13 protein-coding genes and 1 tRNA gene are annotated in these 20,097 nt (G+C 66.7%); 9 read left to right on the top strand and 5 right to left on the bottom strand.

The annotated features are described in order from the left end of the window. Positions 1-374: 374 nt before the first annotated feature. The 9 genes from GU927_RS15320 (at position 375) to GU927_RS15280 (ending at position 9,449) form a co-directional block, all read left to right on the top strand. Positions 375-2,042: a VWA domain-containing protein gene (locus tag GU927_RS15320; RefSeq protein ID WP_161763345.1), complete on the top strand. Its 1,668-nt coding sequence runs from the start codon at positions 375-377 to the stop codon at positions 2,040-2,042. Next, positions 2,042-2,578, top strand: a complete 537-nt coding sequence (locus GU927_RS15315) for a TadE/TadG family type IV pilus assembly protein (protein ID WP_161763344.1) — start codon at positions 2,042-2,044, stop codon at positions 2,576-2,578. Before GU927_RS15320 ends, GU927_RS15315 begins: the two co-directional genes overlap by 1 nt. Next, entirely contained in the window at positions 2,578-3,144 is a 567-nt protein-coding gene (locus GU927_RS15310; RefSeq protein ID WP_161763343.1) for a TadE/TadG family type IV pilus assembly protein, read from the top strand. The genes GU927_RS15315 and GU927_RS15310 overlap by 1 nt, the downstream gene beginning before the upstream one ends. A 105-nt stretch (positions 3,145-3,249) precedes the next feature. Next, the gene (locus GU927_RS15305) at positions 3,250-4,161 is read left to right on the top strand and encodes a pirin family protein (protein WP_161763342.1); all 912 of its coding nucleotides are present in this window, start codon (positions 3,250-3,252) and stop codon (positions 4,159-4,161) included. A gap of 110 nt (positions 4,162-4,271) precedes the next feature. Further along, positions 4,272-4,484, top strand: coding sequence for a hypothetical protein (locus GU927_RS15300; protein ID WP_161763341.1), 213 nt, complete (start codon positions 4,272-4,274; stop codon positions 4,482-4,484). Between the two features lie 91 nt (positions 4,485-4,575). Next, a complete protein-coding gene (locus GU927_RS15295; RefSeq protein ID WP_161763340.1) occupies positions 4,576-5,874 on the top strand; it encodes a homoserine dehydrogenase in 1,299 nt (432 codons plus the stop codon). Between the two features lie 343 nt (positions 5,875-6,217). Then, complete coding sequence (glpX, locus tag GU927_RS15290; protein ID WP_161763339.1) at positions 6,218-7,183, top strand: class II fructose-bisphosphatase; 966 nt, start codon at positions 6,218-6,220, stop codon at positions 7,181-7,183. Positions 7,184-7,562: 379 nt separating this feature from the next. Beyond that, complete coding sequence (gene recJ / locus GU927_RS15285; protein WP_161763338.1) at positions 7,563-9,314, top strand: single-stranded-DNA-specific exonuclease RecJ; 1,752 nt, start codon at positions 7,563-7,565, stop codon at positions 9,312-9,314. A 60-nt stretch (positions 9,315-9,374) separates the two neighbouring features. After that, positions 9,375-9,449: transfer RNA gene (locus GU927_RS15280), tRNA-Glu, on the top strand. Positions 9,450-9,501: 52 nt separating this feature from the next. Here GU927_RS15280 and GU927_RS15275 read toward each other — a convergent pair. The 5 genes from GU927_RS15275 to GU927_RS15255 form a co-directional block, all read right to left on the bottom strand. Beyond that, positions 9,502-10,095 carry a hypothetical protein gene (locus GU927_RS15275; RefSeq protein ID WP_217765699.1) on the bottom strand — a complete coding sequence of 198 codons (594 nt, stop codon included), beginning with the start codon at positions 10,093-10,095 and terminating at the stop codon, positions 9,502-9,504. A gap of 1 nt (position 10,096) precedes the next feature. Continuing rightward, positions 10,097-10,603, bottom strand: coding sequence for a TadE/TadG family type IV pilus assembly protein (locus tag GU927_RS15270; RefSeq protein WP_161763336.1), 507 nt, complete (start codon positions 10,601-10,603; stop codon positions 10,097-10,099). After that, positions 10,600-12,342, bottom strand: coding sequence for a hypothetical protein (locus tag GU927_RS15265; protein WP_161763335.1), 1,743 nt, complete (start codon positions 12,340-12,342; stop codon positions 10,600-10,602). Before GU927_RS15265 ends, GU927_RS15270 begins: the two co-directional genes overlap by 4 nt. A 95-nt stretch (positions 12,343-12,437) precedes the next feature. Continuing rightward, the gene (locus GU927_RS15260; RefSeq protein ID WP_161763334.1) at positions 12,438-17,093 is read right to left on the bottom strand and encodes a calcium-binding protein; all 4,656 of its coding nucleotides are present in this window, start codon (positions 17,091-17,093) and stop codon (positions 12,438-12,440) included. Positions 17,094-18,085: 992 nt separating this feature from the next. After that, positions 18,086-20,097, bottom strand: a 2,012-nt coding sequence (locus GU927_RS15255) for a Hint domain-containing protein (RefSeq protein ID WP_217765698.1), incomplete at its 5' end; no start/stop codon positions are given.

The following is a 20,097-nucleotide window of genomic DNA, read 5'->3' as shown; positions in this document are numbered from 1 at the left end:
ACCGGCAGATTGAGCGGCCCCTGCCCATGCGGCGCATTGCAGGGAAATGGCCAGACTTCCGCCCGATCCTGCCGCAATGCTGCCGCCGCAAATGGTTAATTTTAGTTAACAGAACCGGCCCGACCCGCAGGCGCGGCGTGATTATCCAAAGGTATGCAAGTCCATGACGGAAGTCATAATCATTAACGCGGCACCCGGGTCAACCCGAACCCCGCCCCGCGCCGAATCGCGCGCGCCGCGCGCGACACGCCCCCCCGCACCCCGCCGACGCCACAGGCCCGCTTTGCGACAAAATCGTGCAACGCACCCGCCGCCCCGCCACAGCGCAAGCCCCCGCACCGCACGCCCTTTCCCCGTTCCGCCCACGGTCCCCCATGCGTAACCCCCTGCCCCGCCCCCTCCGCCGCTTCGCCGCCCGTCAGGACGGCTCGCTCCTCGTCTTCGGCCTCTTCCTCTTCGCCACCTTCTTCCTGATGAGCGGGATGGCCGTCGACCTCATGCGGACCGAGAACCGCCGCACCGCGCTGACCCAGACCCTCGACCGCTGCGCCCTGAACGCCGCCGCCCTGCGCCAGACGCTCGACCCCGAAACCGTGATGCGCGACTGCGTCGACCGTGCGGGGCTCCTCTCCTTCCTGACGGACGTCAACGTCACCAACAGCACGGGCCAGCGGTCAGTCGAGGCGACGGCCGAGATGTCGGTCGAAACGCTCTTCATGGGCGCATCGGGGGTCGACCAGATCGCCGTCAACGCAAGGTCCAAGGCCGAACAGCGCGCCACGAATATCGAAGTGGTCCTCGTCCTCGACGTCTCGGGCTCCATGGCCGGAACCAAGCTGACGGGCCTCAAGACCGCGGCGCGCAACTTCGTCAGCACGGTTCTTGCCAATAACAACAACAACATCTCGATCGCCGTCGTGCCCTATAACGGACAGGTCAATCTCGGTGCCTCGCTGCGGTCGAAATACAACGTCACCCACCTGCCGAACCTGACCGCCACCGCCGATGTCAACTGCGTCGACATGCCGACTTCGGTCTATGGCTACGCGGGCATCCCCCGCAGCCTTGCCCTGCCCGCGACAGGCTGGGTCGATGCCTACAACACGCTGGAAAGCTTCCCCTCGACCCATTCCACCACCGGCATGACGCCCGACCCCGACAGCGTGTGGTGCCCGCCCTCCACCGTCAACGTGGTCCGCCTGCCCGACAACAACATCACGGCGCTGCACGGCTACATCAACGCCCTCACCGCCATCGGCGCGACCTCGATCAACGCGGGCCTCAAATGGGGCGGCGCCCTCCTCGACCCCGAGGCGCGCAGCATCGTCAACGACTTCGTCACCGCCGGAACCGTCCCCGCAGCCTTCCGCGACCGCCCCTTCGACTATTCCCGCCGCGACGCGCTCAAGATCATCGTGCTGATGACCGACGGCGAGAATTTCGGCGATGTCCGCCTGAACGACGACTACCGCACCGGCCCCTCGCCCATCTTCCGCGGCACGGACGGCAACTATTCCATCCAGCACGTCACGGGCCGCCCCTCGGCCGCAGGCAGCAACCAGTTCTGGGTTCCCCACCGCGACCCCGACGGGCGGTCCCGCAACGGCCTGCAGGGCGAATGGCGATCCACCTCGTGGGGCGGCACCACCTCGACACAGGGCACGCGGCTAAGCTGGCAGGAAGTCTGGCAGAACCTCAACGTCAGCTGGGTGGCCTGGCATCTCTACGCCCGCCCGCTTGCCGGCACGCTGTCCGAGGCGACGATCTACACCAACCAGATCAACGCCTTCCGCACCCGTCGCGGCACGAATACCAGCACGCCGGACATGGACGCCGAACTGCAACAGATCTGCACGGCCACCAAATCGCAGGGCGTGCTGATCTACGGCGTGGCCTTCTCGGCCCCGACGCGCGGCATCAACACGGTCAGCAACTGCGCCTCCTCCACGGGGCACTTCTTCGAAAGCACCTCGACCACCGCGCTCAACGCCGCCTTCCAGGCAATCGCCACCAACATCACGCAACTGAGGCTGATCAACTGATGGCCCCGCTCCCGAACCTCCTCCGGCGCTTCCTGCGCCGCGACGACGGCACGGCAACCGTCGAATTCGCGATCCTCGTGCCGCTGCTCTTCACCGTCTTCATCGCCGCCCTCGAAAGCGGCCTGATGATGGTGCGCTGGGTCAGCATCGACCGCGCCACCGACATGGTGATCCGCGACCTGCGGCTGGGGCTCTATGCCAATCCCACCGCCGAAACGCTGCGCCGCGACGTCTGCGACCGGACCTTCCTGATCGAGAACTGCTACATCAACACCGCCGTCGACATCCTGCGGATCAACCGCACCACCTTTGACCTGCCCCCGCCCGGCACGCCCTGCGTGACGCGCGACACCTCGATCATCCAGCCGGTAACGGACATCGTCCCCGGCCAGCAGAACGATCTGATGCTGATCCGCGTCTGCATCGCGGTGGATGCGATGTTCCCCACCTCCGGCTACGCCCTGCCCATCGAATTCGACGCGATGGGCGGCTACGCGCTGGCCGTCTCCTCCGTCTATGTGAACGAGCCGAGCTGATGCCCCGCCCCCGGTTTCCCCGCGCCCTGCTGCGCCGCTTCCGCCGCGACCGGTCCGGTACGCTTCTGGTGGAATCCATCATCATCCTGCCGGTCATGGTGCTGGGCATGACGGGCTTCTTCACCTTCTGGGATGCCTTCCGCACCCAGAACGAGGTGCAGAAAGCCAGCTATGCCATCTCCGACATGCTCTCGCGCGAGATGATCCCCGCCACCCCCGCCTTCCTCGACGGGCTGGAGCGTATCCTCGAATATATCACCGACACCGACGCGGACCTGCGCTTCTCCAGCATCCGCCGCATCTCGGACGGGCCGACCGGTGCGACGGGGCTTCAGGTGCTCTGGTCCTATTCCCCGGGCAATTCGGTCGGCGCGCTCACACCCGACGGGCTGGGGGCGGTGGTCGCGGAACTGCCGATGATGGCGGTGGGCTCGAATGTCGTGCTGGTCGAGGTGACGGTGCCCTATGCCCCGCTCACCGACATCCTGCCCGTCACGCGGCTGGAGGAAACCGTGGCGATGCGTCCCCGCTTCCTGCCCACGCTCTGCCTGAACACCAACTGCTGACCCGCCCTCTGTGCGCCACGGCACGAAGGGCCTGCAAGCGGGCGGGATTGCCCGCCACGCCCCGCGCCCCTACCTTCCGGTCAACGCGAACACCGGAGTGTCCCCATGTCCATCCGTCCCGTCATCCACGAAAACCGCGCCCAGCCCACCTATGAAGGGGCGGGCGTCCACCTGCACCGCGCCTTCGGCTTCGGCGATCCCGAACGGATGGACCCCTTCCTGCTCTTCGACGATTTCCGCAACGAAGACCCGCGCGACTACATGCGCGGCTTCCCCTGGCATCCCCATCGCGGGATCGAAACCATCACCTACGTCCTCGCAGGTGCCGTCGAACATGGCGACAGCCTCGGCAATCATGGCCTGCTCAAGGGCGGCGACGTGCAATGGATGACCGCAGGCTCCGGCATCCTCCATCAGGAAATGCCGCGCGGCAACGCCAAGGGCCAGATGCACGGCTTCCAGCTCTGGGCGAACCTGCCGTCGTCCCTCAAGATGACCGCGCCGCGCTATCAGGACGTCAAGGGCAAGGACATCCCCGAGATCATGGATGACGACGGCACCATCGTGAAGGTGATCGTCGGCAGCTTCTGGGGCAAGACCGGCCCCGTCGACGGCATCGCCGCCGATCCCCAGTATCTCGACATCTACGTCCCCCCGAACCGCCGCAAGACCTTCAGGATCGACACCTACCGCCGCGCCTTCGCCTATGTCTTCGAAGGCAAGGGCACCTTCCGCGACGCCAGCGCCCCCCAGGGCGTGCTGCTGGAAAAAGAGGTGCGCGGCCAAGAGGTCAACATCCGCGACATGTCCGGCGACCGCACGCTGGTCCAGTTCGGCACGGGCGACGAGGTGACGGTGACCGCAGGCCCCGACGGCATCCGGTTCCTCCTGATCTCCGGCGCGCCGATCCAGGAACCCGTCGCATGGCACGGCCCCATCGTGATGAACACCGATGCCGAGATCCGGCAGGCCATGACCGAACTCCGGAACGGCACCTTCATCCGCCCCGCCCACTGAAGCGCGGCACACCGGTCACAGGACAAAGAGGGGGCGGTACCGCAAGGGCCGCCCCTTTCCTTTCCCCCTCCGGCGCGGCTAGGATCGGCCAAACCGCGCCAGAGGCCCGCATGCGCCTGATCCTCGCCCTTCTCTGCCTGCCCCTTCTCGCCGGATGCGCCGATCCCGGCTTCATCCACAGCGATGCCACCGCCCCCGCCCCCCCGCTCCTGCCGGTGGAAGAGATCCTCGCCACCACCAGCCCCACCCTGAACGCCGAGGCCGCCGCCGCCCTGCAATCGCGCGGCGACGCGCTCCGCAGCCGCGCCGCCACCACCCCGTAAGACGGGCGACATCGCCAATCCTGCCCCGCGCGTTGCACAGCCCGCCGCGACAGGCTAACAGGGCGGGGTTCGATCCATGATGGAGTCTCCCATGCCCGCCGCCCCCCTCCGCCTCGGTCTTGCCGGTCTGGGAACCGTGGGCATCGGCGTCGTCAAGATCGTCCAGAAACACGCCGACCTGATCGCCGCCCGCGCCGGGCGCCCCGTCACCATCACCGCCGTCTCGGCCCGCGACCGGTCCAGAAACCGTGACGCGGACCTGTCGGGCTACGCCTGGGAAACCGACCCCGTCGCACTGGCCAAACGCGACGACGTGGATGTCTTCGTCGAAGTCATGGGCGGCCACGAAGGCCCCGCCAAACTGGCCACCGAAGCCGCCCTCGCCACCGGCAAGGACGTCGTCACCGCGAACAAGGCCCTTCTCGCCCATCACGGCCAGATCCTCGCCGAAACGGCCGAAGCCGCCGGCCGCGTCATCCGCTTCGAGGCCGCCGTCGCGGGCGGCATCCCCGTCATCAAGGCCCTGACCGAAGGGCTCGCCGCCAACCAGATGCGCCGCGTCATGGGCGTCATGAACGGCACGTGCAACTACATCCTCACGCGGATGCAGAACGCGGGCCTCCCCTATGAAACCGTGTTCGAAGAGGCCCGCCAGCTGGGATATCTCGAGGCCGACCCCAACCTCGACGTGGGCGGCATCGACGCGGGCCACAAGCTCTCGCTCCTCGCCGCCATCGCCTTCGGCACGAAGGTCAGCTTTGACAGGGTGGAACTCGAAGGCATCGGCAACGTGTCCATCGAGGACATCCGCATGGCCGACGACATGGGCTATCACATCAAGCTTCTGGGCGTGGCCCAGATGACGGGCCGCGGGCTGGAACAGCGCATGACCCCCTGCCTCGTCCCCGCCGAAAGCCCGCTTGGGCAATTGCAGGGCGGCACCAACATGGTCGTCCTCGAAGGCGACAGCGTGGGCCAGATCGTCCTGCGCGGCCCCGGCGCGGGCGAAGGCCCGACCGCCAGCGCGGTGATGGCGGACGTGATCGACCTCGCCCGCGGTTTCCGCCTGTCGACCTTCGGTCGCCCCGCCACCAGCCTTGTCGAACCCGTCGCCGCGAAATCCGCGACGCCTGCGCCCTATTACCTGCGGATGACGCTGCTCGACAAACCGGGTGCCTTGGCCAAGGTCGCCACCTGCATCGGCGAGGCGGGCATCTCCATCGACCAGATGCGCCAGATCAACCAGCCGGACGAGGCGGATGACAAGGCCATCGTCCTTATCGTCACCCACAAGGCCGCCCCCGCCGACATCGCACATGCGCTCTCCACCTTCGCCGCGACGGGTGTGGTGGTGGGCAATCCCGTGGCGATCCGGATCGAGGAAGTCTGACGCAAGCCCCGTCCCGGGCCTGACCCGGGACCTCCCTCTCAACCCGGGCAGTGGCATGATCCGAAAGTGCAAGGAGGGTCGAAAGGTGCCAGTGGCACGTTTCGACCCTCCGCCGGTAGGGCCGCGCGCGTCCCGCCGGGGAGTGCGCGGATGCGCGCGCCCCCGGGGGGCGGGGCGCGCGCGGCCCGTGCTTCGGGCACGGGCCGGAACCCGACCTTGCGCGGCATGGTCAATCGCCCCCCCGTCAGAAAACCCCCGACACCCCGTTAGCGCCACCACGCTTGCCCCGCCCTGCCCCCTTCGCTAAGGCAGGCCCGAACCGCCAGCCGAAGGAGTGCCCCGCATGGCCGACAAGGACGAATTCCAGGACCGTCTGCTCTCTCTGGGTCTCGCCCGCGTGTCCGAGGCGGCGGCTCTGGCCTCTGCGCGGCTGATCGGTCGCGGGGACGAAAAGGCCGCAGATCAGGCCGCCGTCAATGCGATGCGCGACCAACTGAACCTCCTCGACATCGCGGGCGTCGTGGTGATCGGTGAAGGCGAGCGGGACGAGGCCCCGATGCTCTTCATCGGCGAGGAGGTCGGCACCGGCAACGGCCCCGCGGTGGACATCGCGCTCGACCCGCTCGAAGGCACCACCCTGACGGCCAAGGACATGCCCAACGCGCTCACCGTCATCGCCATGGCCCCGCGCGGCACGCTCCTGCATGCCCCCGACGTCTACATGGAAAAACTCGCCATCGGCCCGGGCTACAAGCCGGGCACAGTGACAATGACCATGACGCCCTCAGAACGCGTCTCGGCGCTGGCCGCCGCCAAGGGCTGCTCGACCGAGAACATCACCGTCTGCGTCCTCGAACGCCCCCGCCATGAAGAGCTGATCAAGGAAATCCGTTCCACCGGCGCGGCGATCCGGCTCATCACCGATGGCGACGTGGCAGGCGTCATGCATTGCGCCGAACCCGAGGTGACGGGGATCGACATGTATATGGGCTCCGGCGGCGCGCCCGAAGGCGTGCTGGCGGCGGCGGCGCTGAAATGCATGGGCGGGCAGTTCTTCGGCAAGCTGCTGTTCCGCAACGATGACGAACGCGCCCGCGCCCGCAAGGCCGGCATCACCAATTTCGACCGCGTCTATACGCGCGACGATCTGGTCCGCAGCGACGTCATCTTCGCCGCCACCGGCGTGACGACCGGCTCGCTCCTCTCGGGGATCAAGCGCGAACCGACCGCCGTGACGACCGAGACGATCCTGATGCGCTCCAAGACCGGCTCCGTCCGCCGCATGACCTATCGCAGCCCGCTGAAGTAAGGGCGAGACGGCCTGCTGCACCGTCTCCAAAGCGTGCGGCCATCGCCGCACGCGCCGCGACCAAGCGTCCACCTGTCCCGCCCGTGCGCCCCCGCACGGGCCGCCCCCGCCCCCCGGGCGGTGGGGGCGACAAGCGCCCCCACCGGGGCGGGCGCTTCCCGTGCCCAGACCGGCAGAGCGGGTGGACAACCCCTCGCGGCTTCGTTGCCTCAGCCGCGATCGGACCGGCGAAACTGTCCACCGGACAGTTTCGCGTCGGTCCTCTGCACCCCCACCCCCACCGTGCGCTGCGTGCTGACACTTTGCGGCACAGCCGCCTGCACAGCCTGCGGCACGGCTCCCCTTGCGCCGCACCCCGCTTTGCGGCACTCCAATCCCCATGACCACCCGCGCCTTCCTCTCCGTCGAAACCTCGCTCACAGGCCGCCGCTGGATCGGCCCGACCGCGGACGAGGACCGTCTGGCCGAAGCCATGGCCCAATCCACCCGCCTGCCCCTCGCACTCTGCCTGACGCTGGTCAAACGCGGCGTTTCCCCTGCCGATGCAATGGCTTACCTCGCGCCCGCCCTGCGCGACCTGCTGCCCGACCCGCTCACGCTGAAAGACATGGGCCGCGCCGCCGCCCGCTTCCTCGACGCCGTCCGCGCCCGCCAGAAAATCGCAATCTTTGCCGATTACGACGTCGACGGCGGCTCCTCCGCCGCCCTCCTCATCGTCTGGCTCCGCGCCATGGGCCGCGACGCCACCCTCTATATCCCCGACCGCATCGACGAAGGCTACGGCCCAAACGTCCCCGCCATGCAGGCGCTGGCCGAACAGAACGACCTCATCATCTGCGTGGACTGCGGCACACTCTCGCACAAACCCATTGATTCCGCTGTAAAAAAAGGCACCGACGTTGTGGTCCTCGACCACCACCTCGGGGCCGAGACGCTGCCCCCTGCCCTCGCCGTGGTGAACCCCAACCGGCAGGACGAGGATGGCTCCCTCGGCCATCTCTGCGCCGCCTCGGTCGTCTTCCTGCTGCTGGTCGAAGCCAACCGCCAACTCCGCGGCGAAGGGGTGCAAGGCCCTGATCTCATGGCGCTTCTCGACCTCGTGGCGCTTGCCACCGTGGCCGATGTCGCCCCCCTGACAGGCGTCAACCGCGCCCTCGTGCGGCAGGGGCTCAAGGTCATGGCGCGCCGCGAACGCATCGGCCTGCGCGCCCTTGCCGACATCGCCCGCATGGACACCGCCCCCACCTGCTACAGCCTCGGCTTCCTCCTTGGCCCCCGCGTCAACGCAGGCGGCCGCATCGGTGCCGCCGACCTCGGCGCGCGCCTCCTGTGCTGCGAGGACGAGGCCGAGGCAAAGGCCCTCGCCGCCCGTTTGGACGAGCTGAACACAGAACGCCGCGACATCGAAATGCGCGTGCGCGATCAGGCACTTGCACAGGCGGAATCGCGCGGTCTGGACGCCCCCCTCGTCTGGGCGGCGGGGGAAGGCTGGCATCCCGGCGTCGTCGGCATCGTCGCCTCGCGGCTCAAGGAAGCGACCAACCGCCCCGCCGTGGTGATCGGCCTCGACGGCGGCATCGGCAAGGGATCGGGCCGCTCCGTCTCGGGCGTCGACCTTGGCGCCTCCGTCCACCGCCTCGCCGCCGAAGGGCTGCTGCTCAAGGGCGGCGGCCACCGCATGGCCGCGGGCCTGACGGTCGAGGAAGCCAAACTCGCCGCCGCCATGGACCGCCTCTCCGACCTGCTCGCCCGTCAGGGCGCGGGCACGACCGGCCCCGCCGACCTGAAGCTGGACGGCCTTCTGATGCCCGCCGCCGCCGACCGCGCGCTGGTGGAAAAGCTGGAAGAGGCCGGCCCCTTCGGCGCCTCGGCCCCCGCCCCCCGCTTCGCCTTTGCCGCCATGGCCGTCAGCGCCCGCCGCATGGGCGAATCCCACCTGCGCCTGACCTTCGGCGACGGGCTGGGCCCCAAGCTCGAAGCCGTCGCCTTCGGCGCCTTCGACACCCCCCTCGGCCCCGCTTTGTCCGAAGGCGGGCACGCCCGCTTCCACCTTGCAGGACGGCTGGAACTGAACCACTGGAACGGCCAGACCAAGGTGCAACTGCGCCTCGAGGACGCCGCCCGCGCCTGAGGCGCATTTTCCCTCTTGCGAGTCACCCGTGGCCCCATTAGACACCGCCGCACTGACCGCGGCCCGTTCGTCTATCGGTTAGGACACCAGGTTTTCAACCTGGGAAGAGGGGTTCGACTCCCCTACGGGCTGCCACTTTCCCCAAACCTTCTGCCGGACCACCGCAAACCGCTCTCGACGGGTGGTCTCAATCGGAACAACTGCTCCCGCCCGCTCCGGCCAGATTGAACCGCGGCTCGAACCGGTAGACCGACACCGCCCGCCGCTCGAACGTCATTGACGGGATCATGGGCATGGGCGACCAGAACGGCACCTCGATATCGGTAATGATCATCGTCGCGTTCTCGGCCATGACGGGCAGCGAGGCGACGTCGAACCCGTCCCCCGCAACCGCGGCCGGCAACTCGCCACAGGGCGAATAACTCCAGTCGATCATGATCTTGGCAGAGGGGTCGGTCGGCCGTTCCTTGCGAAAGGTCACCTGCGTGAACCGGACCGAGATGTCCTGATCCGCATCCAGCATGAACTCCGCCATCCGCTCCAGCCCGTCCAGCAGCGGGCGCTGCAATTCCACTCCCCTCTGCCGCGTCACCAGATCGTTGACGGTAAAGGCAGTCCGGTCCGCCAGAGCATGGGCGCCAAAGGCCTTCCAGAACAGGAAGAACGCCCCCATCATCATGTTCAGCGTCGCGACCGCGATCACCATCTCCGCCGTCGCACTGGCGCCGCTGTCACGCAAAAACCGCCGGACCGCCGCCCGCAATCCCCTGTCCCGCATCATGTCATTCCGGTTCGACGACATAGGCGGATCGCGCGTAAAGCTGCATGTTGCCCGACCGGACGATGATGTTCTCCACTTCCACACAGGCCCGCACCAGCATCAGTTCGTTCTGCCCCCCCGTGGCATAGCTCTGGCCTGCGCGCGCCAGTTCGGCCTCTGCGTCGCGCACCGAGCAGGGGCCCATCCGGGGCGGCACCGAAAAGGTCACAGGATCGACCAGCGTGAATTCCAGCGTCAGCGACCCGCGGCAATTGCCCAGAATGACCATCCGGTCGCAGATCGCCTGCTCAAGCTCTGCCATGGCCGGATTGGTGATATTGCCCAGCCGCAAATCCCGCACCGTCAGATCAAGCGCCCGCTCAAGCAGCGTCGCCTGCACCATCGTGAAGGACAGGTTGATCGACAGCACCGACATCACGAACAGGATGGGAAACGTCACCACGAATTCCAGCGAGGCCGCGCCCTGCCGGCCAAGGCAGAACTGTCTGATCACGCGGCGCAGGCTCATTCGGTCAGCTGCAAGGTCGAGATATGCAGCGCGATCTGCGAAAACGCCGCCGCGATATCTTCCGGCGTTGCCGGATAGGCGAAACTCTCCGATCTGGCACAGGTACGCAGCGTCTCGGATGTCGTCGTCCCCGTGTTGAACAGGATGGTATAGACATAGATACCGCGGGCCCGCGCCAGATTGCAGGCGGTCTGCAATTCGGTATCCTTGGTCGACGCCGAGATACCGATTTCCGGCGGCATGTATTCGGCCAGCGCCGCAATATAGGCATTGACCCGCGTCGTGTTCGCCGCCGTGTTGGTCGTCGGAACCTGCGTCAGCGACCGCGCGTGGAAATGCCACGCGACATAGGTCAGCTTCATCCGCCGCCACACCTCGGTATAATCCATCCGCCGCGCAGGGGTGCCGGTATTGGTGGCATTCTGCCACGGTACGGCCCGCCACTGCCCCGCTCCCGTACCTGCGGGCGATCCGGTCGGCGCGGGCAGATGCGGCACCCAGTACTGGTTGCCCACCCGCGCCGGATTGTGCCACGAGATGTTGCCGTCATTGCCCATCCAGAAGGGCGACGGTCCGGCCAGATATTCGGGGCGCATCCGCGACTCGCTCCGGTTGGTGCCGTCCGACATCAGCACGACAACCTTGATCGCGGACGGATCGGTGTAATCCATCGGAAAACCCGCCGTCGTTTCAGGCATCCGGTTCGCGCTGCGATAGGCGTCGAAAACCGGACGCATCGCAGGGTCCAGAAAGGCCAGCGCCCAGCGCATCCCCTGATTGATCGACGTTTCGCCCGTGGTCCGCAGTCCCGAAATCCGCCCCTGCAAAAGCGCGATGCGCTCCTGGGGTGTCGTGGGCACGGGGGGAACCACCCCCGCCCCGTCGGGATAGACCTGATCCGGCAGCCGCACCACATTGTCCGTGGCGGGCGACGGGGCAAGGCGGAAGAAGCTGCACAGATTCTCCTGCAATGTCGCGGCCGCGAAACTGGCGTCCGTATAGGCCAGATGCGTGATGATCTGCCGCGTACCACCCAGCATGTCGACAAAGGGGTGCATTCCCAGCGGCTCTGTCGGGGACAGGTCCAACCTGTTGTAGACCGATCCGGGCAACAGCGGACAGCGCATCTGCGTCACATCCGGCCCGATCCGCGTGGTCCCGTTCATCAGGTTTCCGGGTCCGCCGTTCAGGTTGAACCGCCCTGCCAGATCGGCCCCCAGATTGACCGCGGAATTATAGGGCACCAGCGTGATCCTGATATTGGCACCCGTATCCTCGGCCAGCATCGTCTCGACGAACTGGTTGGCGGCGGCCTTCAATTCGTTGATCGGCAGCAGACCGTTCGCGGTGGTGGTCAGCAGCGACGCCGAAACGTCCAGCGCAAGCACGATTTCAAGGTTCGTCCGCTCTTCCGCCGCCTCCGAGGCCGCGACAAGCGTATAGGTCTCGCGGTCCTGCAGGAAGAACGCATCCATCGTCGCTTCAGCCGTGGCCGTCACGCTTTTCCGGCGTCCCGTCACGGCGCGGAAACTGGTGATCGTCCCCTCGAAGCGGTGCTTGTCCAGACAGTCATAGAACACCACATCGGGTGCCACGCTCTGCCGCTGCGACGCCGCGTTCAGCGTGCAGATATCCAGCACCGACTGCATGACAGACCGTTTCTGCTCTGCCCTGACATTGTTGATGGCAAAGGCTCCGGCCAGAATGATCGCCGTCGCAAGAAAGAGGGTGAGGGGCATGATCCCCCCACGCTCGCTGCTCAGGAGCGCACGCATTCCGTTCACTCGCACACCAAAAACCACCTGCACTTGCGCAAGGTTACACGATGGCCTGATCAGAACAAGCCCGTCGTGTCGACCGTCAGCATCGCTTCGGTGGCGCCGATCAGTGTCAGGCTGCCGTCCATCGCCACATTGTCCGAGAAGTCGCCGACCGACTGGTTGATGACCCCGTCATCACCGAAATCCACCAGCAGTTCGGCAAGGTCCGAGAAGAACCCGCCCAGCTGGAGCATATCGCCGTCCTCGAAGTCGATGACCGTCAGATTCCCGCCCGCGACAAAGATGAACACATCCGCGCCCGCCCCGCCGGTGGCGATGTCGTCACCCGTTCCGCCCTCGATCGTATCGGCATCCAGACCGCCGAACAGCAGGTCGTCGCCTTCGCCACCGGACAGGAAGTCGGCATCGTCACCACCGAAGATCGTGTCGTTGCCCGCCCCGCCTGCAAGGAAGTCGGCATCATTGCCGGGGGCGATGTCGACCGCGTCATCCGCGCCGAACTCCACCTCGCCCGGGCCGACCCCGCCATAGATCAGGTCCGCCCCATCCCCGCCATCGACGATGTCCGCGCCCTCGCCTGCCACGATGATGTCGTCCCCCCCTTCGCCCAGCACGAGATCGCCGTCGAAGCCGGAATAGATCGTGTCCTGCCCCGCACCGCCGAACACCTGATCGGCGTCATCGCCGGTCAGGATCAGGTCGTCGCCATCATCCCCGAAGGCCAGATCGGCGTCGTCGAACTGGTCGGCATCCGGCCCGCCGAAGTCGACCGAGAACGTGTCGGCCGTTTCCGTCGCGCTGCGCGTGTCGATCACGTCATCGCCCGCGCCGCCGGATACGAAATCCGCCCCCTCGCCGCCAAAGACGGTGTCATTGCCCGCCTCGGCCAGCGCCGAGTCGTCACCCGCCCCGCCAAAAGCCAGATCGTCGCCCTCGCCAAGGATCAGCTGATCCGATCCCTCCTCGCCGGACAGGATGTCGGAACCCTCGCCGCCTTCCATCGTGTCGCCGCCCTCACCGCCAAGCAGCAGGTCGTCCCCCGCGCCGCCCCGGATCACGTCATCGCCGCCGTCGCCGCGCATTTCATCGTCGCCTGCATCGCCGTCGATGACATCCGCGCCCTCGCCGCCAAAGGCCAGATCATTGCCCTCGCCGCCCGACATCCAGTCGTCGGCATCGCCACCGGACAGGGTATCGGCCCCCTCTCCGCCAGACAGGCTGTCCGCTCCCGCGCCGCCGTCCAGACTGTCATCGCCCACGCCGCCATCCAGACTGTCGCTGCCATCCTCGCCCAGCAGACTGTCATTGCCCGGATTGCCAAAGACAGCATCGTCGCCGTCGCCAGCGCGCACAAGGTCGTCACCAAGACCCGCATCGACCGTATCGTCACCAGCGCCCGATGCGATGACATCATCATCGCCGTCGGTCCCGTCAATCTGGTCACCCTGCAGATCGGCAAAGCCCGGCCCCATCAGGTCGCCACCCGCCGTGCCATCGACCACACCGTCGCCGCTGGTCAGCACCGTCTCGATCTCCGAGAAGGTGATCACCACCGTCTGGCCCGCATCGTTCACATAGGTCGCAACGCCCGACTCGGTCGCCGGATCGCCATTGGTATAGCTGACCGTCACCGGACCGATATCGCGCAGGTCCAGCACATCACCGATCCGGCCCGCCGGATTGTTGGTCGCGTCGACCACGGCCTCTTCCGCCGTCTCGCCGCCCACGACGGTAATGCCCGCAGTGCCGCCGACCGACCGGTCAAAGCGGAATTCGTCATCCCCGCCGCCGCCAAGCGCCACATCCCCCGCCCCGAGCAGCAGGTCGTCATCCCCCGCGCCACCTTCCAGCGTATCGGCACCCTCGCCACCGGTCAGCGTGTCACGCCCCCCGCCGCCGATCAGCAGGTCATTGCCCGCCCCGCCAGACAGCGCATCATCCCCCGCCGCGCCCTCGACCATGCCGGAGCCCGCCGCAAAGCCGGGGCTGGCCGTCAGGACCGCCACCCCGTGATCATTGTCCGAGGCCGAGACGAGAACCCCGTCCAGATAGGCCAGATCTTCGGAATCCCAAAGCTCCGCCCCCGGTTCATGCGCGTCATCCACGATGCGGCTGCCCGCCACATCCAGCGTCACCACGCCCGTCACCGCGTTCACCGCAACCGCGAAATAGCGCAGCTCGCTCTGCTCGCCCCCGATGACCAGCGTACCGCTGTCACCCGACGGGATGAACATCAGCGCGCTGATGTCGCACAGCACGTTGTCCACATGGCCGACCAGCGTCAGATCGAAGGTGCCATCGTTGCGGGCATCCGGATCGACGCGGAAGATCGACACATCGTCATCATTCCCGCCGACAAAGACATAGGTCCTGCCCCCGATTTCCGCCCAGACCGCCGCCGCCGTGTCGTCCAGACCCGTCTGCGAGCAGACCGGATCGACCAGATCGCGCCCCAGCCTGTTGCCCTGCGGGTCCGTCTCGCCCGCCCCGTTCTGATCATCCCCCCGCGCATTCTGGAAGGTGAACTGCCCCGCCGCGTCGATCGTCCAAAGCGAGATGCCGTTCTGCCACCCGTCATTTCCAGCGACCAGAACGAAGCTCTGCCCCGCGCTGTTGGTGAAGCCTTCGACGAAGGACGGTGCCTCGCCCGAACCGCCCGCAAGGAAATTCTCGCCCAGCCCGTTGCCATCCACCTCGCGGTCCAGCAGCGTCAGCGCGCCGGTCGCGGGGTTGATCGCATAGCTCAGCAACCCGTCCGAACAGCCGCCCGCATAGGCCAGCAGGATCGGCTGCCCGCCGACATTGACCACCGACAGGCTCTGCACCGCATCCAGACGCACCGTATCGGTCAGCGACGGCCCCTCGGTCAGCGCCCCGTTCGGCCAGATCCGCGCGATGCCGATGGTCGCGGTCGAAACATCCGCCGTGAAGACATAGGTCTCGCCCGTCGGCAGGGTGACGGCTTCCATGCTCTGGATATTGTCAAATCCCGCACCGGCGGCCGAAAACTGCAACTGGCTGATCTTGCCCGTCAGATCGGCCGCCGCGCCGCCATCGGGATTGGTCAGTCCCGACCCGACCGGATTGATGATCCGCCCAAAGGTAGCCGATGCCGGGTTCCCGTCGATCTCGTAAAGCGCGATTCCATCGGTCGATGTGCAGTTTTCCGACGTGACCATCACCAACCGGCCATCGGCCAGCCGGACCAGCTCCACCGCGCGGCTGGCGAAAGCCTCGGTCTGGTGGCTGTCCTGCAGGTTGTCGGTATTGGTCAGCGTGACCAGCGGCAAGCGGACCTGTCCGCCCGGCTCCATCCCGTCGCCGCGGATCACATCATCGCCGTCACCGCCCGACACCGTATCGTTGCCCGATCCGCCAAAGACCGTGTCATTGCCCAGACCGCCATCGACCAGATCGCTTCCCGCTCCGGCGATGATCACATCGTCAAGGCCATCGGTCCCGTCGACCTGATCGCCCTGCGCGTCCACATAGCCGATCCCGATGACATCCGCCCCCGTCGTGCCGTTGACGACACCGTCGGGACTGGCCGCGACCGCCACCCGCTCCCAGCTGTGAAACCAGCTGTTCCCGATCCTGAAGCTGCTCCCCGCGACCTCGTAGACACCATCGCCATCCGCGTCGCGCCATCCGCGCGCGCTCAGGATGTCGCGGATTTCCTGCGCCGACACCCCGAACCCTTCGGTCAGGTTCAGCGTATCCGTCCCGCCCTCGCCGTTGAATTCGCCCGCATTGGCGAAATTGTAGACCCCGAGGTTCAGCGTATCATTGCCCGTGCCGGCATAGACCCAGGCATAGGCGCCAAGGTCAGCCTCATCCCCGATGGTGATGCTGTCATTGCCGGCCCCGCCATAGATCTCGCCATAATGGCCGTCATCGACGGTCACGTTATCCCCGATGGTCAGCACGTCATTGCCCGCGCCCAGATCGATGTAATCCGTGATCCGGACCGAGTCGCCGATCGTCAGCACATCCTCGCCCTCGTCGGCGGTGATGGAATAGACGACGGTCGATCCGTCCCCGATATCCAGCGTGTCGTTGCCCGCGTTCAGGTCGATGTAATGCCGCACAGTCGTGTTGTCGCCCAGCGTGACCCGGTCGCCGGCGGTCGCGCTGGTGCCCGTGTAGATATAGCCGTTGACCGTGACATTCGACCCGATCGCCAGATCCGCCGACGCGCCAAGGTTGATGCTGTCGACGGTGCTTCCCGACCCGATGCGGATCACGTCGCCATTGCCGCCCTGCGTGTTGATCTGCCCGCGTACGGTGCTGTTCGCCCCGATGACCAGCGTATCCTGCCCGTCGCCCATCCAGATCTGGTTGTCGACATAGTTGTTCTGGCCAAGGATCAGCGTGTCGCTCTGCGCGCCCATCGAATAGCCGCCGCCATTCGTGATGCGGAACCCGTCCCCGGTCTGGACGACCTCGGTCCCGCCATAGCCCGACACCCCGCCCCAATCGAGGTTGTAGGCCGACACGCCCGGCGCGAAATGCGCATTGGCGGTGGTGTTCAGCGCGGTGAAGAAGGTGATGGAGTTCGGCAGGTTCTGGTTGATGAAGACATCATAGACGGACCCCGCCGGCGCATAGAGCGTGTAGGTGCCATAGGCGCTGGGATCGATGATGACGATGTCGCCGTTCTGGACGTAGACGGAGCCGGAGGTGCTGCCGGTGATGGTGATCGTCGCCATGGTCTTACACCCCCGCCCGGACGGAAATCAGGGCGCCGCCCGCCTGTGCGGAGCCTACGATCGCCATGCCGTCAAATGCGGCCGGAAACTGGATATTGGACATTCTGCTCTTCCCCGTGGTGTTGCCTGCAAGAAGCCCCAAGCCGCTTGCGGTTGTTGCCGCCCCCGCAGGGCGGAATGAATGGGTCGGACACCGGAACGGGCCGACCGGACTGTATTTCGGATGCTACGGCAGGCGTGGCGGGCGCGGTCTGGCCAGAAAGACCGCGCCGCACCGTGCATACTCATCCCGGGCCCCCCTGCCGTAAGCGCCCTCTCACTCGTACCACTCACAAGGCCCACTCCCTGCAGCGGCCTCTCCTGCTGGCCGCACAGGCCGGAACCGTCACCGCACAAACTGTCCACGCAGGCCGCGCCACACAGGGCCGACAGGCCGCTGCCGCAAAGCGCAGGATGGGGGCATCGCGGGGATGGCCACATGGGACAGGTCACTCACACAGATACACACCGCGCATCGGGCCATTCCTTGCCCCGACCCGCCGCCAACAGTCCCGCAGGAACCGCCACCTTGCCGACCGGAGCGAAGGACCGGATATGATCCGCACCCACACGCCTGCCCATTGGTTAATCCAATTTCACGCCCCCCGCAGGTGCGATGTCGCAAAGGCATGGGCGGCCCATGCAAAAAGACGCATTCCCCATCCGGCGTTTTCGCCGATGCCGGCCTGACGGCGCGAACGCGACTTCACGACGCGGCTCAGGCACCGGACGCGAACTCGCACTGACGTATGCCTGACTCCACCGTTTTCGCGGCACACAGGGCCCCATCCGCCATTCACGCCCGCGACAGCCGGAAATCGACCTTGGATTGCATCGGGAAACGGCACTCGCGCATTGGTTATCACCGGGCCGTACCAACCCGAATCCCGCCACCCCAAGCAAAAAGCGGCGACCTTTCGGCCGCCGCTTTGCCCTGTCACCGGTTGCGCCGGTTATTCGGCGGCCTCCACCGATCCGGTATCGGTCCGGATCAGCTCCATCACCACCCGTGCCTCGGCCGCCGTCAGGCTGCGCCGCGCGCTCGGGCCATAGGCTTCGAACCGCTGCCCCTCCAGCATCGGGAAGAGCGTCAGGATCTCCTCCCGTGCCTCCTCGGCCAGCGCGCCCCAGCCCTGATGTCCGGGATGGAAGGATTCCGACGCCGCGCCCTCGGCATAGACGATCTCGTGCGCGTCGAAGAGCATGTGGAAATATTCCACCTCGCCGCCCTCTTCGGGCCGGATGGTCGTGTCGTTGACCATCATCTTCGCCGCCACCAGAACCTCCGGCTCGTCGAACAGCAGTTCCGCCTGCCAGCCGCCCAGCAACATGCGGTGCTGCGGGCTGACCTTCAGCCGCCGCGCATTGCCGATCGCCCCCACCTCGAAGACGATGGGTGCCAGACGGCCCGTTGCCGGAACCACGGTCGACCCGATCCAGCGGATGGGCTGATAGCCATGGTCCCGCGTCTTGACCAGATCGCCCGCCACCAGCTCCTCGATCCCCCGTTCGCCATCTGCCGTGGTGACCCGCGTGCCGCGGACAAAGCAGATGATCCCCGTATTCTCGATGCTGAACTGGTCGGCGGCCACCGCCACCCCGCCGTTCTGGATCCGCAGGCCACCGGCAGATTGCAGCTCGCCATCCGCCTGGTCCGCCTTCATCCATTCCAGCGGGTTGTCGTATTTCGGGTTGCCGGCAACCGCATTCCAGGCAGCCAGTGTCGTATCGTTATAGAAGCCCGACAGATCGACGAAGTCGTTGTCGAGGTTCGATGCCCCCGGCGTGCCCTGGATGCCTTCGGTCGTGTTGAAGTCGGTGATGGTGTCGGCACCGCTGACCACGAACCGGTCCGCATCGGCCCCGCCGATCAGCACATCCGCCCCTTCCCCGCCGATCAGCGAGTCGCGGCCCTGACCACCCGACAGCGTGTCATTGTCAGCCCCGCCCGACAGCGTGTCGTCGTCGATGCCGCCGTCCAGCACGTCCGACCCATCCCCGCCGACAAGCGAGTCATTGTCGTCATAGCCGAAGATCGTGTCATCGCCCGCCCCGCCGTCCAGCGTGTCGGCATTGTTCGACGGCAGCGGATCAACCCCGCCCGCATTGACGATCTCTCCGGTCGGCCCCGCAACACCGCCGAACAGCAGGTCGTTGCCCAGCCCGCCAAGGATCGAATCCCGACCCTCGTCACCCAGAATGACATCGTCATCCGCCCCGCCGTCGATGGTGTCGTTGTCGACCCCGCCGTCGATCGAGTCATTGCCATCCCCGCCAAAGATGCTGTCCGCATCATCCCCGGCAAGGATGGTGTCATTCCCGCCCCCGCCAAAGATCGTGTCACGGTCGTCGTTCGGATCGCTGTCAGACGCCCCGCCGGCCACATCGGGCGTCGCCTGCGTGGAGCGGGTATTGATGACATCATCACCCTCCCCGCCATCGGCCAGATCGCGGCCATCCCCGCCCAGCAGGCTGTCATTGCCGCCCTCGCCATTCAGGGTGTCGTTGTTCTCGCCGCCCGACAGCGTGTCATTGCCCTCGCCGCCCGACAGCGTGTCATCCCCCGGGTTGCCCTGCAGCGAGTCATCGCCCGTGCCGCCCGTCAACCGGTCGTTGTCCTGACCGCCGAACAGCGTGTCATTGTCCGCCCCGCCATCCAGAACATCGTTGCCGATATTCCCCGTCAGGAAGTCATTGCCGGTATCGCCTGACAAGGTGTCATTGCCGGAACCGCCTTCGACACTGTCATCACCGGCATTGCCCGTGATCCCGTCATCGCCCGCGCCGCCCGTCACCGTGTCGTCGCCCTGGCCGGCATCGACCGTGTCATTGCCGCCACCCGCGTCGATCACGTCGTTCGGGCTGGCCGCGTCGTCGATCTGGTCGCCCTGCGCGTCGGTGTAGCCTGGGCCCATCGCGTCGCCCGCGGCCGTGCCGTCCACCACGCCGTCCTGCGGCAGCAGCA

The organism is Paragemmobacter amnigenus, from assembly GCF_009908265.2.
Taxonomy (GTDB): Bacteria; Pseudomonadota; Alphaproteobacteria; order Rhodobacterales; family Rhodobacteraceae; genus Paragemmobacter; species Paragemmobacter amnigenus.
The sequence above is the reverse complement of the archived record's forward strand: the minus strand, read 5'-3'. Positions and strand labels throughout refer to the sequence as shown.